Source organism: Catellatospora sichuanensis, from assembly GCF_007483665.1.
Classification (GTDB): domain Bacteria; phylum Actinomycetota; class Actinomycetes; order Mycobacteriales; family Micromonosporaceae; genus Catellatospora; species Catellatospora sichuanensis.
Map to the genome: position 1 here is coordinate 146,676 of NZ_VIQO01000025.1, position 24,749 is coordinate 171,424.

The 24,749-nt window shown below is 72.0% G+C and carries 19 protein-coding genes; 9 read left to right on the forward strand and 10 right to left on the reverse strand.

What is annotated here, in order from left to right; all coding sequences use genetic code 11:
* The first annotated feature begins 209 nt into the window (after nucleotides 1-209).
* A complete protein-coding gene (locus FLL47_RS31365) occupies nucleotides 210-3,044 on the forward strand; it encodes an AfsR/SARP family transcriptional regulator (protein ID WP_186316015.1) in 2,835 nt (944 codons plus the stop codon).
* Here FLL47_RS31365 and FLL47_RS31370 read toward each other — a convergent pair.
* On the reverse strand, nucleotides 3,028-4,188 hold the full coding sequence (locus tag FLL47_RS31370) for an acetyl-CoA C-acyltransferase (RefSeq protein ID WP_144125771.1): 1,161 nt from the start codon (nucleotides 4,186-4,188) through the stop codon (nucleotides 3,028-3,030). The genes FLL47_RS31365 and FLL47_RS31370 overlap by 17 nt on opposite strands.
* A gap of 61 nt (nucleotides 4,189-4,249) precedes the next feature.
* On the reverse strand, nucleotides 4,250-4,708 hold the full coding sequence (locus FLL47_RS31375) for a hypothetical protein (protein ID WP_144125774.1): 459 nt from the start codon (nucleotides 4,706-4,708) through the stop codon (nucleotides 4,250-4,252).
* Between the two features lie 57 nt (nucleotides 4,709-4,765).
* Here FLL47_RS31375 and FLL47_RS31380 point away from each other — a divergent pair, with 57 nt between their 5' ends.
* Nucleotides 4,766-5,251: a glutathione peroxidase gene (locus FLL47_RS31380; RefSeq protein ID WP_144125777.1), complete on the forward strand. Its 486-nt coding sequence runs from the start codon at nucleotides 4,766-4,768 to the stop codon at nucleotides 5,249-5,251.
* On the opposite strand, the gene FLL47_RS31385 is transcribed toward FLL47_RS31380, so the two are convergent.
* Entirely contained in the window at nucleotides 5,252-6,331 is a 1,080-nt protein-coding gene (locus FLL47_RS31385; RefSeq protein ID WP_144125780.1) for a YihY/virulence factor BrkB family protein, read from the reverse strand. It lies immediately after the preceding gene.
* 193 nt (nucleotides 6,332-6,524) lie between these two features.
* Here FLL47_RS31385 and FLL47_RS31390 point away from each other — a divergent pair, with 193 nt between their 5' ends.
* From FLL47_RS31390 to FLL47_RS31415, 6 genes are all read left to right on the forward strand, one after another.
* On the forward strand, nucleotides 6,525-8,510 hold the full coding sequence (locus tag FLL47_RS31390; protein ID WP_144125783.1) for a hypothetical protein: 1,986 nt from the start codon (nucleotides 6,525-6,527) through the stop codon (nucleotides 8,508-8,510).
* Between the two features lie 18 nt (nucleotides 8,511-8,528).
* A complete protein-coding gene (locus tag FLL47_RS31395) occupies nucleotides 8,529-9,620 on the forward strand; it encodes a CaiB/BaiF CoA transferase family protein (protein ID WP_144125786.1) in 1,092 nt (363 codons plus the stop codon).
* A 28-nt stretch (nucleotides 9,621-9,648) separates the two neighbouring features.
* Nucleotides 9,649-10,017, forward strand: a complete 369-nt coding sequence (locus tag FLL47_RS31400) for a PH domain-containing protein (protein ID WP_144125789.1) — start codon at nucleotides 9,649-9,651, stop codon at nucleotides 10,015-10,017.
* A gap of 161 nt (nucleotides 10,018-10,178) precedes the next feature.
* Nucleotides 10,179-11,948 (forward strand): serine/threonine-protein kinase, encoded by a 1,770-nt coding sequence (locus FLL47_RS31405; protein ID WP_144125792.1) that lies wholly within the window; start codon nucleotides 10,179-10,181, stop codon nucleotides 11,946-11,948.
* Between the two features lie 82 nt (nucleotides 11,949-12,030).
* Complete coding sequence (locus FLL47_RS31410; RefSeq protein WP_144125795.1) at nucleotides 12,031-12,885, forward strand: SMP-30/gluconolactonase/LRE family protein; 855 nt, start codon at nucleotides 12,031-12,033, stop codon at nucleotides 12,883-12,885.
* 83 nt (nucleotides 12,886-12,968) lie between these two features.
* Nucleotides 12,969-15,128 carry a transglycosylase domain-containing protein gene (locus tag FLL47_RS31415; protein ID WP_144125798.1) on the forward strand — a complete coding sequence of 720 codons (2,160 nt, stop codon included), beginning with the start codon at nucleotides 12,969-12,971 and terminating at the stop codon, nucleotides 15,126-15,128.
* A gap of 54 nt (nucleotides 15,129-15,182) precedes the next feature.
* Here the strand turns inward: FLL47_RS31415 and FLL47_RS31420 are convergent, their stop codons facing one another.
* The 4 genes from FLL47_RS31420 to FLL47_RS31435 all read right to left on the reverse strand — a co-directional run bounded on the left by FLL47_RS31420 (nucleotide 15,183) and on the right by FLL47_RS31435 (nucleotide 19,292).
* A complete protein-coding gene (locus FLL47_RS31420) occupies nucleotides 15,183-16,355 on the reverse strand; it encodes a hypothetical protein (protein WP_144125801.1) in 1,173 nt (390 codons plus the stop codon).
* A gap of 264 nt (nucleotides 16,356-16,619) precedes the next feature.
* The gene (locus tag FLL47_RS31425; protein WP_144125804.1) at nucleotides 16,620-17,576 is read right to left on the reverse strand and encodes an asparaginase; all 957 of its coding nucleotides are present in this window, start codon (nucleotides 17,574-17,576) and stop codon (nucleotides 16,620-16,622) included.
* Between the two features lie 15 nt (nucleotides 17,577-17,591).
* Nucleotides 17,592-18,092 (reverse strand): hypothetical protein, encoded by a 501-nt coding sequence (locus tag FLL47_RS31430; RefSeq protein WP_144125807.1) that lies wholly within the window; start codon nucleotides 18,090-18,092, stop codon nucleotides 17,592-17,594.
* 129 nt (nucleotides 18,093-18,221) lie between these two features.
* Complete coding sequence (locus FLL47_RS31435) at nucleotides 18,222-19,292, reverse strand: endonuclease/exonuclease/phosphatase family protein (RefSeq protein WP_144125810.1); 1,071 nt, start codon at nucleotides 19,290-19,292, stop codon at nucleotides 18,222-18,224.
* 283 nt (nucleotides 19,293-19,575) lie between these two features.
* Between FLL47_RS31435 and FLL47_RS31440 the strand changes: the two genes are divergently transcribed.
* On the forward strand, nucleotides 19,576-20,025 hold the full coding sequence (locus tag FLL47_RS31440; protein ID WP_144125813.1) for an NUDIX hydrolase: 450 nt from the start codon (nucleotides 19,576-19,578) through the stop codon (nucleotides 20,023-20,025).
* Here the strand turns inward: FLL47_RS31440 and FLL47_RS31445 are convergent.
* The 3 genes from FLL47_RS31445 to FLL47_RS31455 all read right to left on the reverse strand — a co-directional run bounded on the left by FLL47_RS31445 (nucleotide 19,986) and on the right by FLL47_RS31455 (nucleotide 24,687).
* Nucleotides 19,986-20,603, reverse strand: a complete 618-nt coding sequence (locus FLL47_RS31445; protein WP_144125816.1) for a hypothetical protein — start codon at nucleotides 20,601-20,603, stop codon at nucleotides 19,986-19,988. The genes FLL47_RS31440 and FLL47_RS31445 overlap by 40 nt on opposite strands.
* A 347-nt stretch (nucleotides 20,604-20,950) precedes the next feature.
* Complete coding sequence (locus FLL47_RS31450; protein WP_246158906.1) at nucleotides 20,951-23,698, reverse strand: carbohydrate binding domain-containing protein; 2,748 nt, start codon at nucleotides 23,696-23,698, stop codon at nucleotides 20,951-20,953.
* 257 nt (nucleotides 23,699-23,955) lie between these two features.
* A complete protein-coding gene (locus FLL47_RS31455) occupies nucleotides 23,956-24,687 on the reverse strand; it encodes a Type 1 glutamine amidotransferase-like domain-containing protein (protein ID WP_425457781.1) in 732 nt (243 codons plus the stop codon).
* Nucleotides 24,688-24,749 lie beyond the last annotated feature (62 nt).

Below are 24,749 nucleotides of genomic sequence, written 5' to 3' on the forward strand. Positions count from 1 at the left end.
AGCGCGCCTCACCCCGTTCACGCCATCGACTTTGCGGCACGGGGAAGGGCGGCCCGGCGGCCCGCCCCCGTTGACAGACCGACAGGCCGCATCGCCACGCCCCACCGTGTATGCCGCCATCCTCCGCGCGGCCGGTTGCGCGGCGGTTGCGCGCTGACTTGACCGTCGACAGGACGGTCCGACACCCTGGGCGGGACATGGGAGCAAGCGTGATCACATTCGGCGTGCTGGGACCGCTGGCGGTGCACCGCGAGGGGCAGCCGGTGGAGCTGCCGGCCGCGATGCTGCGCCGCCTGCTCGCCGTGCTGCTCAGCCGGGCCAACCAGCCGATCTCCGCGGACCGGCTCGCCGACACGCTGTGGGACGGCAGCCCGCCCGCCACCGCCCGCAAGACCCTGCAGGTGTACGTGCACCGCCTGCGCACCGCCCTCGGCGACCCGGCCCGGGTCGCCCACGGCCCGGGCGGTTACCGGATCGCCGCCACCGCCGCCGAGCTGGACAGCCTCGCCTTCGCCGACCTACTCGGCCAGGCCCGGGCCGCCCGCCGCGCCGGCGACGACCCCGCCGCCGCGGACCTGTTCGAGCGCGCGCTGCTGCTGTGGCGCGCCGAGCCCTACGCCGACCTGCCCGCCGACGCGCTGCTGGCCGAGGATGTGCAACGGCTGTCGGAGGAGCACCTGCGGGCCCGTGAGGAGAGCCTCGGCCTGCGGCTGGACCTGGGCGGCCAGGCCGAGGCGGTTCCTGAGCTCGCCGCGCTCGCCGCCGCCAACCCGTACCGCGAGAGCCTGCTCGCGCTGCTGATGCTGGCCCTGTACCGGGCCGGACGGCGCGCCGACGCGCTGGAGGTTTTCCGGGCGGCCGGTGTCCGGCTCGCCGACGAGCTGGGCATCGACGCCGGGGCGGCACTGCGCCGGCTGCACGCCGCGGTGCTGCGCGACGACCCCCACCTGACCGGGGTGAGGGTGTCCGAGCTGGACACACTCGCCTACGGCGGGGCAGTGGCCGGGACGCACATGCCCACGGTGCCGGCACAGCTGCCGGCCGACACGCCCGTGTTCAGCGGCCGGGCCGACGAGCTGCGCCGCCTCGACGACCTGCTGCCCGATACCCCGACGACCGGCCTGACCACCGTGGTCATCTCCGCGATCTCGGGCACCGCGGGGGTGGGCAAGACCACCCTGGCGGTGCGCTGGGCACACCGGATCGCCGACCGCTTCCCGGACGGCCAGCTCTACCTCAACCTGCGCGGCTACGACTCCGCCGGCACGGCTCTGAGCACCGCGGAAGCGGTACGCGGCTTCCTCGACGCGCTGGCCGTGCCACCGCACCGGATGCCGACGACCCTGGACGGCCAGCTCGGGCTGTACCGCAGCCTGCTGGCCGGCAAGCGGGTGCTGGTGGTGCTGGACAACGTCCGCGACGCCGAGCACGTGCGCCCGCTACTGCCCGGCTCGCCCGGCTGCCTCGTGCTGGTGACCAGCCGGCAACAGCTGCCCGCCCTGGTCGTGACGGAGGGCGCCCGGCCGCTGACGCTGGGACTGCTCGACGCGGCGGAGGCACGCGAGCTGCTGAGCCGCCGACTCGGCCGGGACCGTCTGTCCACTGAGCCGGCTGCGGTCGACGAGATCGTACGGATCTGCGGTGGGCTGCCGCTGGCGCTGGCCGTGGTGGCCGCGAAGGCCGCGACCTCGCCCGATGCCGCGCTCGGTGAACTGGCCGCGCAGCTGCGCGCCGGGCAGGAAGGGCTCGACGCCCTCGCCGGCTGGGACGCTGCGACGAACGTGCGAGCCGTCTTCTCCTGGTCCTACCGCAGCCTGCCGGACCCCGCCGCGCGGATGTTCCGGCTGCTGGGGCTGCACACCGGCCCGGACCTGACCCCGGCAGCCGCGGCCAGCCTCGCCGCGGTGCCCGTGGCGCAGGCCCGCGAGGCGCTCGACACGCTGGCACAGGCTCACCTGGTCACCGAGGGCCCGGCCGGTCGGTTCGGCTCGCACGACCTGCTGAAGGCGTACGCCGCGGAACTCGCCATGGCCGACGAGCCGCCTGCCGACCGGCACGCCGCGTCACGCCGACTGCTGGACCACTACCTGCACACGGCGTTCGCCGCGGCTCGGCTGCTGTCGCCGCACCGCGACACGATCACGCTGGCGCCGATCGTGCCCGGGGTCCGGGCCGAGGAGGTCGCCGACCACGCGGCAGCGCTCGGCTGGTTCACCGCCGAGCATCCGGTGCTGCTGGCCTGCATCCGGCAGGCCGGCGCGACCGAGGCCGTCGGGGATGTCGGCCGGTTCGCGTGGACGGTCCAGACGTTCCTGGACTACCAGGGTCGCTGGCACGACCTGACCGAAATCCACCACCTCGAGCTGGCCGCCGCGCTGCATGCGGGCGATCAGGGCGATCAGGGCAAGGCCCACCGCGGGCTCGCGCTCGTGCTGACCCGCCAGAGCCGCCTGGACGAGGCGCATGAGCACTACGGACACGCGCTGCGGCTGTACGCCGCCGTCGGCGACCAGCACGGGCAGGCGCACATCCACCGCGGCATCGGCTGGGCGCTGGAGCGCGAGGGCCGCTGGCGCGAGGCGCTCGGCCACGCCGAGCAGGCCCTGGAACTGTTCCGCGCGGCGGGCCACCGCTACGGCGAGGCGCGGGCGCTGAACGCGGCGGGCTGGGACCACGCGCAGCTCGGCGAGTACGGGCACGCGCTCACCCGATGTGGTCAGGCGCTGGCCATCCTGGAGGAACTCGGCGACCGCAACGGCCAGGCGGCCACCTGGGACAGCCTGGGCAAGGCGCATCACCATCTCGGCGCGCACGACGAGGCGGACCGGTGTTTCCAGCAGGCGCTGGGCCTGGTCCGGCAGTCCGGCGACCGCTTCAACGAGGCCGGCGTGCTGGACCACATCGGCGACAGCCGGCTGGCCGCCGGGGATCCCGAGCGGGCCCGGCAGGCATGGCAGCAGGCGGTCGACATCCTCACCGCGCTCGGCAATCCCGAGGCCGAGCGCGTCAGCGCAAAGCTGCCGGTGCCTACAGCAGCTCGATGATGGTGGCGTTGGCCATGCCGCCGCCCTCGCACATCGTCTGCAACCCGTAGCGGATGCCGTTGTCGCGCATGTGGTGCACCAGCGTGGTCAGCAGCCGCGCGCCGCTGGCACCCAGCGGGTGCCCGAGCGCGATCGCGCCGCCGCGCGGGTTGAGCCGGGCCGGGTCGGCACCGGTCTCGGCCAGCCACGCCAGCGGGACCGGCGCGAACGCCTCGTTGACCTCGTACGCGCCGATGTCGGCGATGGACAGCCCGGCCCGCTTGAGCGCCTTGGCCGTCGCCGGGATGGGCGCGGTGAGCATGATCACGGGGTCGTCGGCGGCCACCACGGCCGTGTGGATGCGGGCGATGGGGGCGTACCCGTGCTCGGCGGCCCATGCCGACGTGGTGACCGCGATCGCGGCCGCGCCGTCGGAGATCTGCGACGCGGTGCCCGCGGTGACCACGCCGTCGGCCTTGAACGGGGTCGCCAGCTGGCCCAGCTTCGCCAGCGACGTCTCGCGCCGGATGCCCTCGTCGGCGAACACGTCGCCGACCGGCGCGATCTCCGCGGCGAACAGCCCGCCGTCCGAGGCGGCCGCGGCCTTGTGGTGGCTGGCCAGCGCGTACTCGTCTAGCTGTGCCCGGCCGAAGCCCCAGCGGGCGGCGATCATCTCCGCGCCGACGCCCTGGTTGAACGGCACCGGGGCGTCCCCGGCGAAGCCCTCGACCCCGGCGTAGCGGCTGCGGACCTCGGGTCCGTACGGGAAGCCCAGCTCGCCGACAGACGAGCCCATCGGCACCCGGCTCATCGACTCCACGCCCGCGGCCACCACGAAGTCGGCCTGGCCGGACAGCACGGTCGCGGCGGCGAAGTGCACGGCCTGCTGGCTGGAACCGCACTGGCGGTCCAGGGTGGTGCCGGGCACGGTCTCCGGCCAGCCCGCGGCGAGCACCGCGTTGCGGCCGATGTTCCAGGACTGCTCGCCGGTCTGCGAGACGCAGCCGAGGATGACGTCGTCGACGTCGGCCGGGTCGAACCCGGTGCGGTCGCCGAGGTCCTGCAGGATCTGCCCGGCCAGGTCGACGGGGTGCACGCCGGACAGGCCGCCGTTGCGCCGGCCGACAGGGGTACGCACCGCTCCGATGATCACCGCATCACGCATGACAGCAGCCTACTGCGAAGTAACCTGAACGGTCACTCAGGTCCTCGGCGCGGATCCGCGATCAGAACCGGGCCAGTCCCGCCACCAGTAGCGCGACCAGCACACCGACCGTGATCCAGCGCGCCCGGCCGGACACCCGCAGGTCCACCAGCACCGCGGCCAGCGCATACGCGGCCATGATGGCGACCACCCACAGCTGCGGCACGTTCCGGAAGGACCGCCCCAGCAGACCGAACGCCAGCAGCAGGAACACCCCCGGCCCGGCCAGCGCGACCTGCCACGCCGGACGCACCCGGGCCAGCCGCAGCAGGCCCCACATCGACAGCGCCGCGCCCAGCAGGCACAGGAAGATGACGCCGAGCGCATCGCCCAGGCACTCCATGCCGCCGACGCAGCCCCGCAGCTGGATCACCGCGTAGGCCAGGCCCATCCAGACGGCCAGGGACACGAAGGCGCATCCCGCGGCGCGGGCGGCGCGGGCCGCCGGGCTCACGCCGGGATCGGGCTCGATGCTCGTCATGCCGGACATCGTGACAGACCGCCCGGGGTCCCGGCACCGGCGCTATGGTTGGCCCCCATGAGCCTTTACGACGTAACGATCAAGACCCTGCAGGGCGGCGACGCCGACCTCGCCCAGTACCGCGGCAAGGCCGTGCTCGTCGTCAACGTCGCCTCCCGCTGCGGGCTCACCCCGCAGTACACCGGCCTGCAGAAGCTCGCCGAGGCCTACGCCGACCAGGGGCTGGTCGTGCTCGGCGTGCCCTGCAACCAGTTCGCCGGGCAGGAACCGGGCAGCGCCGAGGAGATCGCCGAGTTCTGTGACGTGAACTACGGCGTGACCTTCCCGCTGACGGAGAAGGTCGACGTCAACGGCCCCGCCCGGCACCCGCTGTACGACCTGCTCACGCAGACCGCGGATGCCGACGGCGAGGCCGGCGACGTGAAGTGGAACTTCGAGAAGTTCGTGGTCGACCGGTCCGGCGCGGTCGTCGCCCGGCTGCGCCCGCAGGTCACCCCGGAGTCGCCCGAGCTGGTCGGGACCGTCGAGCGCGCCCTGGCCTGATCACGGCCGGCCCTCGTCGGGCCGTACCTCCTCGTCCGCCGGCTGGTCCGCGGGGGCCGCGGGGGCTGCCTCCAGGGCGGGCAGCCCGTTGCGCGGCTGCTCCTGCTTGGGCACGTCGCGCAGGGGGAGGTACGGCTCGGCGTCGGGCGGCATACCGGCCGCGATGGCCCGCGCCCGGCCCAGTTCGGCGTCGAACTTCGCGCCGAGCAGCACCGCGACGTTGGTCAGCCAGAGCCACACCAGGAACACGATGACGCCGCCGAGCGCGCCGTAGGTCCGGTTGTACGAGTCGAAGGTCGCGATGTAGTACGCGAAACCGCCCGACACCGTGATCCAGGTGCCCATCGCCACCATGGTGCCCGGTGTGATCCACCGGAACCCGCCCAGCCGGGCGTTCGGCGCGGCCCAGTAGAGCAGCGCCAGCAGCAGGTTTATCACCACCACCAGGACCGGCCACTTCACCACGTCGAGCACCTTCACCGTGGTGTCCTCGACGCCGAACGCGCGCCCCACACTGGTGGCCACCCGGCCGCTGAGCACCACGGCCAGCGCACTCGCGGCCAGTGACACGCCGGTCACCGCGGTGACGAACAGCTGCACCGGCACCGTCTTCCACAGCGGCCGGCCCTCCGGCACGTCGTAGATCACGTTCGCGGCGCGCATGAACCCGCCGATATAGCTGGTCGCCGACCAGAACGCGATGGCCAGACCGACCGCCAGGGCCACCCCCGCCGCCCGCTGGTCGTAACGCAGATTGTCGATGATCTCCAGCACGGCGGGCCGGGCCGGTGGCGGCGTCAGCTGGCTCAGGTTCTCCGCGACCGCGTCGCCGGTCGCGCGGCCGAACAGGCCCACCCCGGCGACCAGCACCAGCATGCCCGGCAGGATCGACGTCACGCTGTAGTAGGTCAGTGCCGCGGCACGGTCCGCCAGTTCGTCGTTGAGCAGCTCCACCACGGTGCGGCGGGCCACCCCGAGCCAGGCGCGGAAGCTCAGCTGCGACGGCCGCTCCGGCCCGCGGGCCAGGATGTGGAGCAGCCGCTCCCGGTGTGCCCGGCCCGGTTCCCTCGTACGTGCCACCGCTGCCTCCGCCACCGCGCGATCGATACCCCCGTATGACATCAGAGGTGAACGGCGCCCGACAAGCTCGGCACGGTCACGGCGTCGTCTGTGGATCACGCACACGGACCGCGTCCGGCACGTATTATCAGGTCACCCCCGGTGACGGCAGTGCACGTCGGTGCGCTGCGGCAAGTACGACGGGGGTAGGGCGATGGGCTGGAAGTACCACTCACCACCGGGATGGCCGGAGCCTCCGGAGGACTGGACTCCGCCGACGGGCTGGCGACCCGATCCTGCCTGGCCGCCCGCGCCCGACGACTGGCAGTTCTGGGTCAGCGACGGGGCCGACGACCCCACCCTGATGTTCGAGCTGCCCGACGACGACGGGCCGTTCACCAGCCTCGACGAACTCATCGGCAACCCGACGCCGCCGCGCGAACGACCCGTGGCCGGCGTGCCGCTGTCGGACCCGGTGCCCGACGCGGTGCCGGCCTGGTCGGACGGGGACGCGGTCGCCGAACCCGCCGCGACCGACGTGGACCCGGCGCCACACCCGGAGCCTGTGTCGGCCGCCGCGATGCAGGCGCCCGAACCGGCGACGGCTGAGCAGGTGACACCGGCCGCGGACGCCGGACCGGCTGCCGCGGCGCAACCGGAACCGGCGCCGGTCCTGGCGGCAGAGACCGCCATGGCGATGGACGCGGCCGCGGACGCGGTGTGGTCCGACGAGCATCCGCGGCCGGCCTGGTCGGTCGATCCCGCGATGACGGCCGAGCCCACCTGGATCACCGAGCCCGCACCCGAACCGGCCCTGCCCGACGAGGCGCCACCGGCCTGGACCGACGAGCAGGCCGCACCGGCCTGGACCGACGAACCCGCGGTGTCCGCCGAACCGACGTGGGCCCGCGCGACCGAGGACGACGGAGCGACTCCCGCGGCCGAGCCGACGGATGAACCGATGCCGGGGGTGCCGACGCCGACCGAGCCGGAACCGGCGGCGACAACGTGGGCGCGACCCGAACCCGAACCGGCGGCAGCCCCGATCGCACCACCCGAGCTGGAACCGGCAGCCGCCACGGCGGCACGGCCGGAACTCGAACCGGTGGCCATGGCCGCGCCGCCGGAGGCCGCGGGCATCGGATTGCCCGACTTCGCCGCCACGACACCCGAGGCTGTCACGGCTGCCGAACTCGCGCAGCCTGCGCCCGAACCTGCCGCCACGGCCCCGCTGACCTCGGGCATCGCGTGGCCGTCGCCGCCCGACGCGGCGTCCTCGGAGGACCCCGCGGCAGATCGCGGCATACCGACGGCAGGCGTACCGGTCACGGGGGTCCCGGTCATGGCGTTCGCTGCGGAGCCGGCGGCCGACCCGGCCACGCCGCAGCCCGACGCCTCGCACGTGCCCGCCCACGCGGCACAGCACGTGCCCGCGCACGCCGCGCCGCCTTCACGTCGGCCGTGGTGGGTCTGGGGGCTGGCCGGTGCGGCCGGACTGATGCTGTGTGCCGTGCTGGGCGTGGGCGGATTCCTCGCCGTGCGCTGGGGTGACGGCTCACCGGCCGCGGTCGCCGACCCGAGCGCGACCGCGATCGGCGCGGTGCCCGAAGCGGAGCCGACCCGGCAGGCGCAGGGCCGACCGATCCCGACCCCGAGCCGGCGGGCCACCGAGGCACTGCCGCAGGACCAGGTGTTCGAGGGCGTCGGACCGCAGGTGGTGCCGGTGGAGCTGGGCGACACCTTCCACACCGTGGCGCTCACCTACGCCGGCACGGGCCCGTTCGTGGTCCGCACCGTCAAAGCCGACGGCCAGGAGATCCAGACGCTGGTCAGCGCCGCGGACAGCTATGAGGGAGTACGTCCGCTGGACCTGGGCGAGATGCGGCCCGACGCGGTGAGCATCCAGGCCGACGGCGGCTGGCGCATGGTGGTACGGCCGCTGGCGTCCGCGCAGACGTTCAGCGGCACCGCGTCCGGGGTGGGCGCGGACGTGCTGCTGATCCCGCGCACGGCGGCGGAGTCGGTCAAGGTCGCGTTCGACCACCGCGGCACCGGCAAGTTCACGGTGCAGGCGATCGGCTCGGACAGCGCCACGCTGATCAACCAGGAGGGCGACTTCACCGGCGAGACCATGCTGCCCCGCGGCACGGTCGTGGTCGTGATCGACACCAACGGGGTGTGGACCTTCAGCCGCGAATAGCTGCGTACCATCACCGCCATGGGTCCGCTGGACGGCTTGAAGGTGCTCGAGGTCGGGGGGATCGGCCCCGTTCCGTTCTGCGGCATGTACCTCGCCGACCTGGGCGCGGACGTGGTTCGGGTGGACCGTCCGGGCGGCGGCGTCACCGCCGTGGACCCGCGGTTCGACCTGCTGCACCGCGGCAAGCGCGCGGTCGCCGTCGACCTGAAGGACCCGGACGGCGTGGCGCTGCTGCTGCGCCTGGTCGACCGGGCCGACGTGCTCATCGAGGGCTTCCGGCCGGGCGTCGCCGAGCGCCTGGGCTTCGGGCCCGACGTGTGCCTGCACCGCCGCCCGGAGCTGGTGTACGGCCGGATGACCGGCTGGGGCCAGGACGGCCCGCGGGCGCACACCGCCGGGCACGACCTCACCTATCTGGCCGTCACCGGCGCGCTGCACGCGATCGGCCGGGCCGGTGGTCCGCCGCAGATCCCGCTCAACCTGCTCGGCGATTTCGCGGGCGGGGCGATGTATCTGGTGGCCGGCATCCTCGCCGCGCTGTGGCGGGTGCGTGGCGGCGAACCGGGCCAGGTCGTCGACGCGGCCATCGTGGACGGGGTGGCGCACCTGACAGCGATGCAGTGGGGCATGCACGCGGGCGGCACCTGGCTCGACGAGCGCGGCGTGAACCTGTTCGACGGCGGCGCGCCGTTCTACGACGTGTACGCCACCGCCGACGGCCGCCACGTCGCGGTGGCCGCGCTGGAGCCGCAGTTCTTCGCCGTGCTGCTGGCCCGGCTGGACCTGCCGGCCGACACCCCGCAGTACGACCGGGCGGGCTGGCCCGAGCTGCGCGAGCGGCTGGCGCAGCGGTTCGCGGCGGCGCCCCAGGCGCACTGGGCGCAGCTGTTCGCCGACTCCGACGCGTGTGTCGCCCCGGTGCTGTCGATGGGCCGGGCGCCGGCCGACCCGCAGCTGTCGGCGCGGGGCACGTACGTGGTGCGTGACGGTGTGACGCAGCCCGCACCCGCGCCGCGGTTCTCCGGCACCCCGGCCGAGTTGGACCGGCCTCCGGCGCTGCCCGGCGAGCACACCGCGGAGGTCCTGGCCGACTGGTGCGAGCCGGGCTGAGGTTGCGGGCCGCCTTTAGCGTCAGGGCATGACGACCAGCATCGTGTACGACCGCAAGGAGCAGCTCGCCCAGATCCAGAGCGGGCTGCTGCCCGGCGAGCAGGTGATCGCTGTCTACGACGCCATCGGGGCGGGCACGGGTTTCATCGGGCTCACCGACCGCCGCGTGATCATTCAGGACAAGTCCTTTGTGGGCAAGAAGACCGCGATCACCAGCATCCCCTACGCGAAGATCACCAGCGTGAGCGTGGTCAGCAACAAGTCCTGGGCCGGGCAGTTCTTCTCGACCGGCGCGATCGCCATCAACGTCGGCACGCACGTGTACGAGATGGAGTTCCGCGGTGACGAGAAGTCACACCATGTCCACGATCTGATCCTGCACCGCATCACGAGCTGAGCAACCTCTCGGCCCCCGTCAGGCGTCTGGTGACGCGGCAGGGTTACGGCGACGGCCGGCAAATGGCAGGATGTCGCGTGACTCAGCGGGGACAGTCCGTAAGGCCGCGGCGCGTCATGCCGCGGCCTCGACGGGCATCGAGAACGGGAGATCGCTCCATCATGGTCGGCGCCGACGCTTCGCGGCCGCTGCGGCCCACGGACCCTCGTGAGCTGGGCGGTTACACGCTCCTGGGACGCCTGGGCGAGGGCGGCATGGGCAGTGTCTACCTGGCCCGCGATCCGAAGGACAGCCTCGTCGCGGTCAAGGTGATCCGGGCCGACCTGGCCGGGGAGCCCGAGTTCCGGCAGCGTTTCCGCAGCGAGGTGGAGCGGGCCAAGCAGGTGCCGCCGTTCTGCACCGCCGAGGTGCTCGACGCCGACCCCGACCACGACTCCCCCTACCTGGTGGTCGAGTACGTGGACGGCCCCAGCCTGTCCAGCGTGGTGCAGCAGCGCGGCCCGTTGACCCCGGCCAACCTGCACGGCCTGGCCATCGGCGTGGCCACCGCGCTGACCGCGATCCACGGCGCGGGCGTCATCCACCGCGACCTCAAGCCCAGCAACGTGCTGCTGGCGCCGGGCACGCCGAAGGTCATCGACTTCGGCATCGCCCGCGCGGTCGAGGGGCAGCCCGGCAACACCCGCACCGACCAGCTCATCGGCACCGTCGCGTACATGGCCCCGGAGCGCCTGGACACCAAGGCGCGCAAGGCGCTGACCCCGGCCGCGGACGTGTTCGCCTGGGGCGCGGTGGTCGCGTTCGCGGGCACCGGCCGGATCACCTTCGCCGCCGACTCGATGCCCGCGGTCGCGGTACGCATCATGACCGCCGAACCCGACCTCGACGGCCTCACCGGGCCGCTGCGTGAGCTGGTCGAGGCGGCTCTGGCCAAGGACCCCGCCGACCGGCCGACAGCCCGCGACCTGCTGGACCGGCTGCTCACCCGCGGGCCGGACCGGGCACTGAGCTCCGGCGAGCTGCCCCGGCAGGCCGCGGCGGCGGCCGAGGCGGGCAGCAAGTTCGCGGTGGTCGACGCCGATCCGACCAGCCTGCGGCCGGAGACCGACACGCCGCGGCTGCGCGACTCGCGCTGGGCCAAACCGGCCGCCGCCGGGCTCGGCGCGACCACGCTGCTGCTGGGCGGCCTCACCGTCGCCCTGTTGACCGGCGCGCTGCCGGCGGGGTTCGCCGCGGCGCCGTCGCCGACCGCCTCGCCGAGCGCCTCCCCCACGCCGTCGCCAAGCCCGAGCCAGAGCCCGAGCGCGTCCCCGACGCCGTCCCCGGCCGTCTCGCTGTCTCCCTCGGCCTCACCGAAACCGTCGCGTCCCGACCCCTACCGGTTCGAGAAGCTGAACCGGCCGATCAGCTGGCCGGTGCGCGAGGACGACGTCAACGGGGCCACCTGCCGTTACGAGAATCAGTCGTTCCTGGTGACCACCCTGAAGGACTGGAGCTACCAGTGCAGCGGCCCGGACGACAACCGGACCAATTTCCGGGTCGAGGTGGAGGTTGCCCTGATCGACAAGGGGGCCTGCGCCGGGATCTGGTTCCGCTATCGCGCCCTGCGCGGCTACGAGCTGCGGGTGTGCCAGGACAAGGTCCGCATGATGCGCCACGGCGACGGCGACGGAGTCGTCCGGACGCTGATGGACTTCCCGCCGCTGGAGAAGCCGCTGACGCTGGGCAAGTTCACCAAGGTGACGATCTCCGGTGCCGGGCCGCAGTTCCGCGTGTACCTGGGCACCAAGGAACTCACCCGCGTGCCGGTGGAGAACGCGCAGTTCGTGGAGGGCCGCGTGATCCTGGGCGTGTCCACGGTGGGCAAGGTCGGCGTCGCGCCGTGGCGGGTACGTTTCCGTAACATCTCGATGTGGCAGAGCGCCTTCTGAGCCGGCCCGCCCGGTTTATGGTGAAGCGGGTGGGCGGCGTGGGCGGCGGGTGAGCCCGTGAAGCAGGCCGAGAGGTGACCCGATGTCGGACGTGGAGGTCTTCGACTCCCGGCGCTGTGAGCTGGGTGAAGGACCGCTGTACGCACATCGCGACGGCCGGGTCTGGTGGGTCGACATCCTCGGCAGCCGGGTGCTGTGGCGTTCCGCCGACGGCGGCGAGTCCGGCGAGGTGGGCACCTCGGCGCACGTCGGCGCGGCGGTGCCGGCCTGCGGCGGCGGTTTCGTGGCCTGCCTGCCGGAAGGTCCGGTGCGCCTGCTGCCCGGCGGGGGCCGGCAGCGGCTGCCCGGCTACCCCGGTGACACCGACGGGATGCGCTCCAACGACGCCAAGGCCGACCCGGCCGGGCGGCTGTGGCTGGGCACGATGGCCTACGACGAGCGCCCCGGCGCGGGTGCGCTCTACCGCCTCGATCCGGGCGCGGACGCGCTGACGACCGTCTTCACCGGGCTGACCATCAGCAACGGGCTGGGCTGGTCGCCCGACGGCGCGACGATGTACCACATCGACACCCCGACCGGCCGCGTCGACGCCTACGACTACGACCTCGGCTCCGGGCAGCCGGGGGCGCGGCGCACCTTCACCCGGATCGACGAGGGTCACCCCGACGGCATGTGCGTGGACGCCGAGGGCGGGGTGTGGGTGGCGCTGTGGGCCGGGGGCGCGGTGCGCCGCTACACCCCGGACGGCCGGCTGGACCGGGTGGTCGCGTTGCCGACCCCGCTGGTGACCAGCTGTGCGTTCGCCGGACCCCGGCTGGAAACCCTGGTGATCACGACGGCGGCGGTGGGCCGGCCCGACGATCCGCACGCCGGCCTGGTCTACGCCCACCAGCCGGTGGACGTGGTGGGGCGGCCCGCGGACTGCTTTCGCGGTTGAGCTTTCTCCACACGGGACCGATCCGCATAAGCATTAGTGAATCTGCCTCACTTCGGTATGCTGAGCTGCCTATATTCGTGGCTATGGTGCAGCGGTTAATCAGCGCTTTCGGCCGGTACAGCGGAATGCTCCGCGCCGGTGTCCTGGGTGGGGTCGTGCTTGCCCTCGCCTCGCTACCGCTGGCCGTACCGGCGGGCATCGGAGCCATGAAGGGCGCGGCCATCTATCAGAGCCTGCCGACCCAGCTCAAGGAGCATCAGGTCGGCCAGACCACGTACGTCTACGCCAACGACGGCAAGTCGTTGATCACGATGTTCTACGACGAGCATCGCAAGTTCGTGCCGCTGAGCTCGCTGAACCCGAACGTGGTCAACGCCGTGCTCGCCGCCGAGGACGCCCGCTTCTACTCCCACATGGGCGTGGACTTCCAGTCCATCGCCCGCGCCTTCGTGGCCAACCGCCAGCAGGGCGAGGTCTCCCAGGGCGCCTCCACGCTGACCATGCAGTACGTGCGTATGGCCCTGCGCGACAGCGCCACGACGGCCCAGGAGGCGGTCGCGGCCACCGAGCAGACCCCGCAGCGCAAGCTCAACGAGATCCGGCTCGCGATCAAGCTGGAAGGCCAGTGGACCAAGCAGCAGATCATGGAGGGCTACCTGAACATGGCCTACTTCGGCCATCGGGCGTACGGGATCTACGCCGCCTCCCAGATCTTCTTCTCCAAGGAGCCCAAGAACCTGACCCTGGTCGAGGCCGCCACGCTGGCCGGCCTGGTCAAGGCGCCCTCGTCGTTCGACCCGGCGAACCAGACCACCCCGGCACTCGACCGGCGCAACTACGTCATCCGGCGGATGGCCGACCTCGGCTTCATCACCACCGAGCAGGCCAACAAGGCAACCGCCGAGCCGATCAAGCTGAAGCTCAGCAGCCCGCCGCGCGACTGCGGCTCGGTGCCCGCGGCCAACCGCGACTGGGGCTTCTTCTGCGACTTCTTCAAGAACTGGTGGATGCAGCAGCCGGCGTTCGGGCCCAACCCGGTGGCCCGGCTGGACAAGCTGCGCACCGGCGGCTTCAAGGTGGTGACCAGCCTCGACCCGAACCTGCAGGCGTACTCGATGAAGGACCTGCTGAGCCGGTCCAAGACCGACATGCGGCTGGCGTACGGCAACGTGGTGGTCCAGCCCGGCACCGGCCGTGTCCTGGTCATGTCGGTCAACCGCGTCTACTCGATGGACCAGAGCAAGAACGGCCCGAACTCCGACCCGATCAAGCGGTCCTTCAACGTCAAGGGCAGCTACCCGAACACGGTCGCGCCGCTGCTGGGCGGCGGTGACATCCCCGGTTACCAGGCCGGGTCGACGTTCAAGATGTTCACCATGGTCGCCGCGCTGGACTCGGGCATGAAGATGTCCAAGTCGTTCTACGCACCGCACCGCTACACCTCGATCTACGTGGTGGAGCCCGGCGGGCCGGCCGCCTGCGGCAACCGCTGGTGCCCGTCCAACGCCAGCGGCAGCATGACCGGCAAGCACAACATCTACACCGGCTTCGGCAAGTCCGTGAACACCTACTTCGTGCAACTGGAGCAGGCCGTGGGCTCGGACAAGGCGGTCCGGATGGCCGAGAAGATGGGCCTGGTCTGGCACACCGACGTGGACCGGCTGCACGCCTCGCCCAAGCACGCCGACAAGTGGGGCGCGTTCACGCTCGGCGTCGCCGACACGACCCCGCTGGAGATGGCCAACGCGTACGCGACCGTCGCCGCCGAGGGCATGTACTGCAAGCCCAGCCCGGTGCTGTCCATCAAGACGCCGCAGGGCGCCGAATTCACCACGACCGTCGACGGCAAGCAGGTCGAAGCCGCCGCCCCGCAGTGCAGCCGGGTGTTCAGCCAGGACGTGGCCCGTGCCGCCACCGACGCCGCGCGCTGCGTCACCGGGTACAAGGCCGCCCGCGGCAGCTGCGGCGACTGGTCCACCGGTTCCCGCGTGTACCCCATGATGGAGCGCCCGATCGCGGGCAAGACGGGCACCACCGACGACACCCGGGCCGCCTGGTTCGTCGGGTTCACGCCCGAACTGGCCGCGGCCAGCTTCATCGCCGACCCCGACTACGTGAAGAACGTGGCCGGCGACGGCAACTACAACATGCCGCTGGACGCGGTGACGAACTCGCTGAAGTACGCCCTGAAGGACAAGCCGGTGCGCGACTTCAACCCGCCCTCCAGCGACATCCTCAACTGAGGCCCTCCCGGACCGCCGCCCCACCCGCCGCACGGGTGGGGCGGCGCGTTGCCCTCAGGACAGCACGGAGCGCTGCTCCGGCACCCGCCAGTCGCTCATCCAGGACTGCTCCAGCGCCAGCGCGTGGCACAGCGACTCGGCGGTCCACTGCTCGTACGGCGCGGGCAGGGCGACGGCGTCGGTGCGCAACCGGCGGCAGGCGGCGTCGAACAGCCGCTGGTCGTGCCGCCCGGTCCCGCCCTCCAGCAGCCGCCGCGCCTTCACCAGCTCCTCCACCAGGGCACGCTCGACCTGCCCGGCCAGCAGCGGCGGCTTCGCGTCGACGTCGACCCGGCGGCCCAGCATCGCGGCCGCGGTCGCGGCGAGGATCAGCAGCACCGCGAGCCGGAACACCACGGCCAGGCCGTCCTGCAGGCCGCCGGAGGCCAGCGCCGCCGGGCGCGCCCAGCCGAGGACGTCGGCCAGCCCCAGCAGCGGCACCATGTCCACCAGGTGCCAGGTGTAGTCGGCCACGGCGGCGACCACGACGTCCAGCGCCGCCAGCACGTCCGGGTTGGGCACCCGGTCGCCCAGCTCCACGTCCGCGGGCACCGCCGCCGGGGCGTGCACGCTCAGCCAGCCGGCCCGCCACGCGGCGACGGTGAGCACGGCGGCCAGGGCGGTCACTCCGGTCAGCCGGGGCACCACCGCGCGCAGCTCGCGGCTGCGCGCCCAGCGGTGGGCCCAGCTCACCCGGTCGGCGTGCGGGGCGATGCGGCGCGGGCGGACGACGCGCAGCAGCCGCCGGTGCATCGGATCGCTCAGCCACGACGGCAGGTCCAGGGCGGCGGGCTCGCGCTCGAAGCGGACCGGAGGCCGCCGCCAGGACCAGTACTCCCGGGCCACCGCTGCCTGCCTGCTCGCCTCACTGCGCCGGCGCAGCCCGCGGCCGACCCGGACCAGCAGCGCGACCAGCAGCGCGGCCGCCGTGGCGAACAGCACCGGCCCCGGCACACCGGGCTGCACCGCCGCCGCCGCGACGACGGCCACGCCCAACACGGCCGCGGCCGCCCACACCGCCAGGCGGAGCAGCGTCGACAGCCCGACCCACAGCCACATCGCGCCGGGGAACGGCAGCACGCCGTCACGTTCCCGCCGCGGCAGCCGTTCTGTCCGCACCGCCAACTCGTTGACCCGGGTGAAGTCCGGCTGCAGGCGCGTCGTCCCGCCGACGGTTCTGACGTCCATGGCGCTCCCCAGATCTCGCGCGCACGGCGCGGCAACGGTATTCAAGCCGCAGACTAGGGCAAATCAGAGCGATTGACAGTCAACTGTCTTACACATGGACGGACCGGGTGTGCGACACGGTAGTCCGGACCGGTGGTCCCGCCGCCTCGCGGGTGAAAGGCTCACCCGACCGGGTGACCGGCGCCGGCAGCCACGATCCAGCTCAAACGATGGGAAGGGCACCTTCTACAACGCATGGCGATGTGAAGGTGCCCTTCCTTTCCGTCAGAGACGGGTGAACCAGTCCCGCACGGCGTCCACGCCGTACCCGTCGCCGAGCGCGGCCATCAGTGCGACGCGGGCCTTCTCCGCCCGCAGGCCGCGGGCGGGAATCGCGCCGAGGCGCTCGGCCATGCCCACGTCGCGCGGCAGTTCGCCCGGCGCGGCCGGGTGGTGGCTGCGGGAGGCGATCACCACGGGGATGTCGCCGTCGACCAGGTCGCTGATCGCGGCGAACAGGCTGGCCGGCACGTTGCCCTGGCCGGTGCCCTCCAGCACGACCCCCTGCACGCCGCGGTCGGCCAGGCCGCCGAGCAGCCCGGGGTCCATGCCGGGGTGGGTCTTGAACAGCGCGACGTCCCACTCCGGCTCGCCGCCGCCGTACGGCGGGCGCGGCGGCGCCACGGCCAGGCGCTGCACCCGGCCGTCCACGACGCGGGCGAGCGGCCCGTGCGGCGCCGAGCTGAACCCGGCGGACGCGTCCGCCAGGGTGACCCAGCGTGCGGCGTGCAGCTCGCCGCCCGCGCAGACGACGGCGCCCAGGCCCCGCGCCGCCGGGTCGGCCGCGGCGGTGAGCGCCGCGGCCAGGTTGGCCGGGCCGTCGCTGTCGTCGTCGTCCAGCGCCCGCGCCGCGCCGGTCAGCACGATCGCGGCCCGCTCGGCGGCCGGACCCGCCATCAGGTCCACCAGGTACGCGGTCTCCTCGACGGTGTCGACGCCGTGGGTGAGCACCACGCCGTCGTAGTCCCCCGCCGCCTGCCGCACCCGGCGGCCCAGCGCCAGCATGGTGGTCGGCGAGATGTCCCAGCCCGGCTCGGAGGTCACGTCCACGACGGTGACGTCCGCGCCGACCGGGCCCGCCGCGGCGAGCAGCTCCGCGCCCGACGCGACGGACTCACGCCCGGCGCGCCGCCGGTACGCGATGGTGTCCTTGGTGGCCAGCAGCAGGACCCGGTTGCCCATCCGAGCTCCCCGTGCTCAGGCCGGCGGGTTGAGCGCCGTGGGCAGCGTGACGCGGCCGCCCAGGGCCAGGAAGACGCGCAGCACGGCGTATCCGGCCAGGGCCACCAGGCCGAGGCGGGCGATGGCGAGCACCACGTGCCCGAGCGCGTCGATCGTCTCCGGGAACGTGTCGACCCAGCCCAGGCCGCCCAGTCCGATCAGGAAGGTGACGCCGCCGAGCAGGACCGCCACGGCGTACTCGATCAGCGCGACCAGCGCGAAGATCTTCGAGCCGGCCAGTTGCGGGCTCAGGTGCGTGGCGATCAGGACGGCCACCAGCGGGAACGCCATGAGGAACAGGTCCAGGAAACCGGCCGACTGCGAACGGGAGATCAGGGTCGTGTGCTCCGCGGGCAGGATCCAGCGCAGGAACTGGAAGCCGAGGTAAAGCGCGACGTAGCCGAGCAGCGCGAGCGTGAACAGCAGTCGCAGTGGCTTGAGGCTCTGGTCGGCCGTGGTGGTGACGGGGGTGGTCATGGCGGCATCCTAAACGCGCCGTCCGCACCGGACAAAACGATACATGAGCGGCCCCGCACCTCTGACCGGTGCGGGGCCGCTACGTTTCCGAGGCGGGACTGTGGTGCCCGACTGCACTCGCCGCTCTGATCACCGGCCGGAATCGTGACCGGTTCCCTTGGAGTTGAGGCGCAGCGTCACCACCAGACCGGCGTGATCGGAAGGCCACAAGCCGGTGGACGTCCGGTCTCGCAGCTCCTCCCCGATCAGCTCGGCCCAGACAGCCGACAGTTGTGCGGGCTGGTAGAAGACGTAGTCGAGACGCCGGTCCAGCTTGGACGGCACATTGCGGAGATCGGCGTCCTGGAGGGCGGTGAAGCCGTCCGCTGCGCCACGGGCGACCAGCCAGGCGTCGTCATAGCCGCCGGTGGCGAACGTGCCGTACGGGCCTGTCGCGTCCGTGGGTGTGGCGTTGAAGTCGCCGACCGCGACGACCGGAAGCGGCGATTGCGCCAGTGCGGTGTGCAGCTCCTGGCCCTGGGCGTTTCGGATCGCCGGCGGCGCGGGCTCCAAATGCGTGTTGGCCACCCGGACCTGCGCCCGCTTGTGTCCGACACCCACGTCCACGGTCGACCAACCGCGCACTCTGGTGAAGGTGACCCCGGCCGGAGTGGTGAAGACGAGCTTTGCGGCATAGATGTTCGACTGCGCGTTCGTCACCCGGACCCGGTCCTGTACGAGGATCACGTCCCGGTCCGTGAAGCTCGCCTGTTCAGTGGCGCTGATGGGCAAGGTGGTGGTGTTCGTGGTGTTGACCGCGGCGGCATGGTAACGAAGACCGGCCGTGGCCAGCTCGCGGAGCAGGATGTCCAGGAAGTCATAGGTGATCTGGAGAGAACCGCCCAGTGGTCCCCGCTGCCACAGGGCCACCTCCTGGAGGCCCACCACGTCAGGTCGGTCCCGCCTGAGCAGATGCGAGATGGCTCGGGCGCGGGCGGGGAAGTCGGTGGCGACCATCTGGTCGTAGGCGATCCCGGCCAGCCGGACGAGTTCCTGCGGGGTCGGTGCGGTAGCCAGAGGTGCTAGGTCGGCACCCAGGTAGACGTTGTATGTGGCGATCTCGAGCTTTCGCTGAGTGTCTGCCTGAGCCGGGGTGGCCTGGACCGCTGCGGCGGCGGCCAACCCCGCGGCGGCCAGTAGTGCAAACAGCCTTCGTCTCATTCGGTCTCTCCTCACGCCGGCTCGGCTCCGCTTGAACGCGCGCCGTCACCACCAGAATCTGGGCACCACGACGGTAACGGCGAAATCGCCCATACGTCTCAGGAACGGCGAGAAAGGAGTTCACCGTCGGAACGGCTCATTTGTGATATATGCGTCAGACATCGAGGGCTGGCCGGTCAACCAGGGAAATGGCCAACCAGCTCTGGCGGTCACGATAGATCCGGCCCGAACACGATCGGCGCGCCGCTTGACGGCGCTCGTACAGGCGTTCGAGAATGCGCAGGTGAAGCACAGGGCACAGGCGATCGTCGCGGTACACCTGATCCTCCGGCGCGGCGACGACGTGCTGCTGGGTCTGCGGCTCAACACGGGCTGGTCCGACGGGTGCTGGCACCTGCCGGCCGGGCATCTCGAGGCGGGCGAATCCCCGCTGGAAGCGCTGGTGCGCGAGTCGGCCGAGGAGCTCGGCCTCGCCCTCGACCCCGCGCACGCCGAGCTGGTGCACCTGCTGCACTACCACGAGTCGCCGCCGCGGCTGAACCTGTTCTTCCAGGTCCGCCAGTGGTCCGGCAGCCCGGTCAACGCCGAGCCGGACAAGTGCGCCGACCTGCACTGGTTCTCGCTGCGCAAGCTGCCATCACCGCTGGTCGGCTACGCGGGCGCGGCGCTGGCGCGGCTGCGGGACGGCACGCCCTACAGCGAGTGGGCCGAGGCCGGGTCAGCTGCCCGGTAGGCCAGGTGCCGCAGCCCGCGTCGCACCTGCACGCGCGAGCCGAAGCGCAGGTCGCCGAGCCAGTCCGGCGCGCTCTCGCCGCGGTGCCATGCGTAGTTCGCCAGCGCGTATGCGTACAGCGGCAGGGTCATGCCGGACCGGCGGCGCGAGCACCGCACCGCCACCCGGGAGCCGAAGACGCCCAGCCCGAAGTAGACCGTGACCAGATCGGCGAGCCGCTCGGAGTCAGGCTGGTCCGGCTTGATCCGCCCGTCGCCGACCAGCAGCACGTGCCCGAGTTCGTGTGCGATCGTGGCCACCAGCGGCACCGGATCGGCGGCGTGCCCGAACGCCACCGCGATCACCGGGTGGCCCTCGCGCAGGCGCAGGTGCCCGTCCGGCACCTGCCGCGAGTGCAGCTCCAGCTCGACCCGTACGGGGTCGACGCCCATCCGCAGGCAGATCGCGTCGAGCAGGGTGCGCGCCTCCTGCACGCCACCGCGGTATCCGGCGGGCACCAGGTCCGCCGGGCGCGCCGGCGGCAGTTCCAGCGGCCCACGGCCGAACTCGCCCACGAGCCACGCCAGGGACGACGCCAACCAGGCGTCCTCCTCGGGACTGACGGGACATCGGGGACCGAACCAACGCATGATCCGCATTGTGCGACGCCGATGCCACTGTGAGCTAGTGCCTTGTGCGCAGTCGTCCGCGTCCGGCGCTCGCTTTCCACTGTTCGGCCTGGTCAGGACGGGGGTGCCGCGGTCGGCAATCCGACCGTACAGTTTGCGCGCCCGAGCCGCGGACCGCGCGGATACGCCCGGTCGCGCTCGCCCGCCGTCGTCGGCCGCGGGCCGCCAGGCGCCCACACCACCGAGGCCGGCAGGCGTCAAGAAGGGCACCTTCTACATCGCAAAGCGATAAGAAGGTGCCCTTCCTTCGTTCTGGCCTAGTGGAGCCAGGTGGTGTCGGCGCCGATCTTGCCGGGGGCGGGGTTGTTGGGGAGGGCGAGGACGTAGACGCGCAGGTTGGCCTTGCCGGAGGCGGTCGCGGACAGGGTGCCGTTGGTGACGGTGATGGAGGTGCCGGTGACCGCGTCGGTGTATACGCCGTTGGGGACGCCGGTGAAGGTGGCGCTGCCGGAGACGGTGACCAGCGCGAAGCTGTCCACCGTCCCGCTGGTGTAGCGGCGCTTGTAGGCCATCTGGCCGGATACGCCCTCGGTCGAGTACTGGCCCATCTGCAGCGCAGGCACGGCCCGGCGGATCTGGTTGAGCCGCTGCAGGTGCTTGACCAGCGGCTTGTTCAGGGTCGTCGCGACCGCACCGGTGGCGCTGGAGACCACGCCGAAGTCGGGGGCGGTGACGCTGCCCTCGACGTTGGCACCGTAGTAGGCCCGGCCGGTGGTCGCCAGCGGGCAGCTGGGCCCGCAGTCGATCTGCTTGCCGGCCTGGAATTCGATCTCCGAGCCGTAGTACAGCGTGGGCACGCCGCGGAACGTCCACATCAGCGACATGTTCTCGGCCCAGGCGTCGGTGCCCCCGGCGTAGCGGGTGCTCGACTTGTTCGGGCCGTAGTCGTGCGAGTCGACGTACACCACGTTGTAGGTGGCGTCGTTGACGCTGTCGTCGCTGTCCCTGCCGTTGTTGAAGGCGTTGGGCGCGTCCCCGAAGTTCATGTGCATGCGCATGTCGATGATGTTCATGCCGGAGAACTGCGTGCGGTCGGGCGCGTGGTAGACGTTGCCCTGCAGGAAGGCGTTGGTGCTGGTGGGCTGGTTGCCGGTGCCCAGGTTGTTCTCGTAGTTGAACTGCTCGATCGCCGCGGTCACGTCATTGGCGCTGTAGGTGGCCCGCTCCTTCCAGGTGAAGAACTGGGCGGAGTGGTTGACCGAGCCACGGTTCCACTTGTCGTTGACGAACGCGGCGACCTCGCCGAAGACGTAGAAGTCCTTGGCCTTGGCGGCGCCGTACTTGCTGATCAGCTTCTGTTCCAGGGCGGGCAGGAAGCGGCGGTTCCAGGTGACGCGCGGGATGTGCACGGCGGTGTCGATGCGGAACCCGTCCACACCCATGTCGATGAACCGGTTGTACGCGTCGATCAGGTACTGCTGCACCGCCGGGTTCTCGGTGTTGAAGTCGGCCAGGTCCTCGTGCAGCCAGCAGCTGCGCGCGTCCTCGCCCTCCCAGTTGCCGATCCAGCACTGGTGGAACAGGTTGCTCGGGAACATGCCGGAGGTGGGGCTGGGCCACTGGCAGTTGTAGACCTTGTAGCCCTCGGCGCTGTAGAAGCCGCTGAACACGCCCCAGTTGCGGCAGGTGTTTCCGGCGGGCTCCGGCGTCGACCACAGGTCGCCGGTGTAGTGGCTCTTGCCCGAACCCGGCTCGACCGACAGGCCGTCGTAGGTGAACGACGGGTTGGGCACGTCGTAGTACCAGCTCCACTGGCTGTCGCGCACGCCGTACACGGTCGGCGTGAACAGGCCCTTGGCGCCCCAGCGGGAGCTGTGGTTGTAGACGACGTCCTGGTAGATCTTCAGGCCCTTGGCGTGTGCGGTGTCGATGAGGCTCTGGTAGCTCGCGCCGGGCGACTCCAGCCGCGCGTCGATGCGGAAGAAGTCGTAGCCGTGGTAGCCGTGGTAGTCGTAGTCGGACCGGTTGAGCACCACCGGCGTGATCCAGATGGCGGAGAAGCCCAGGCCCTTGATGTAGTCGAGCTTCTGGATCAGGCCGGAGAAGTCGCCGCGGAACATCGGGTCGCCGTTGGCGGCGTTGCCGGACTTGGTGTGCTGGCTGCCGCCGCGGTTGTTGGCGGTGTCGCCGTCGTAGAACCGGGCCGTCATCACGAAGTAGATGGCGTCCTTGCGCGGGTCGCCGCCGAGCATGGTGCCGGTCGTGGCGGGCGGCGGGGTGCTCGGCGAGGTGGACGGCGTCGGGGACGGCGAGCCCGGTGGCGAAGTCGACGGCGACGGCGAGGCGGTGGCACACGGGTCGCCGGTGCCCTTGACTCCGCCGGACACGGTCACGTTTCCGGTGCCCAGGGCGTAGTTGGCCCCGTTGTTGTTGTCCCAGGTGCCGGAGCCGTTGTTGAACACCGCCTGCAGCCCGGTCGCCGTACCCAGGTCGATGGTCTTCTTCCGCCAGCCGGTGCAGGCGGCGTCCATCGCCACGCCCGGCACGGTCGTCCACGCCCCGCCGGTCGGCGCGTAGTGGATGTTCACCGTGGTCCAGGCCGCGTTCGGCCGGTAGAACACGGTGACGTCGTTGCCCGCGGCCGGTGAGGACGACGGGGACGGCGAGGCGGTGGCACACGGGTCGCCGGTGCCCTTGACTCCGCCGGACACGGTCACGTTTCCGGTGCCCAGGGCGTAGTTGGCCCCGTTGTTGTTGTCCCAGGTGCCGGAGCCGTTGTTGAACACCGCCTGCAGCCCGGTCGCCGTACCCAGGTCGATGGTCTTCTTCCGCCAGCCGGTGCAGGCGGCGTCCATCGCCACGCCCGGCACGGTCGTCCACGCCCCGCCGGTCGGCGCGTAGTGGATGTTCACCGTGGTCCAGGCCGCGTTCGGCCGGTAGAACACGGTGACGGTGTTGGCAGCCGACGCGGGCAGCGTCAGCAGCGGTACCAGGCTCGCGACGAGACCGGTCAGGGCGAGCAGCATTGCTCCCCACCGGGCGCGAGCACGACGTCGAGCGCTCACGACAGCTCCTCACACGGGGCCGTGCGGCATCGACGGAGGCCGGTCCATCCGTTGTGGATGCGGACACCGTTCTTGCGCAAGGCGATTGAAAGTTTCTGAAAGCTAGCAACAGATTTCAGGCATGTAAAGAGCCGCACTCATCTATGGCATGCGCCTGACCCGCCACCCCTGCAACAGAGGCGACTGAAATTCCTTTCAACACCCGGCGGGTACGCCGCACCGCGCGGCCCGTGCATCGGCCGCACTTCCGGACCGGGTCAGGACAGCAGCCGCGCTCCCAGCGGGCGCTCGCTCACCGCACCCGCGGCGCCGATCTCGACCCGGTACGCGTCCGCGCCCTCGGCGCTGGTGACGGCTTCGGCCAGCTCGGTACCCACGTAGTGCAGCCCGGTGCCGTCGTCGGTGGCGTAGCCTGCGGGCAGCAGGCCGCTGCCGACGTACTGGTGGAACCGTTCGCGGCGGGGCTGGTCCGGAAAGTCGTGGTGTACCCCGTTGCTGTACGGCAGGAACGCCAGCGCGTCGGTGACCGGGTCCAGGTCGTCGGAGAACGAGTCGGTGCTGCCTCCCACGTGCCAGCAGATGCTGCCCGCGCTGCCGCCGCCGAGCACCACGCCCGCCTCCCACGCCTCGCGCATGACCGCGTCGAGCCGGTGCGCCCGCCACACGGCCAGCAGGTTGACCACGCTGCCGCCGCCGGCCCAGATCAGGTCCTGCGCCAGCAGGTGCGCCCGCACGTCGGCGTGGTTGGGCTGCGGGAACAGCCGCAGGTGGGTGACCGTGTGCCCGGTGTCGTCGAACGCCTGCTGGAAGGCGGCGATCGCGGCGGGGTCGTCGCCCACGGCGGTCGGCACGTAGCAGATCCTGGCGCGGCGCACCCCGGTCAGCGAGACCGCGTGCTCCATCAGCAGGCTGCGCTTTCGCGGCGGGACGCCCGGCGGCGGGCGCAGCAGTCCGGACGCGGCGAAGATCTGCGGTGGACGGGCCATCAGGTGATCATGCCACACCCGGCGCGGCCCGCCGGTCGTGCCGAAGTTCTGTCCACATCCGACCA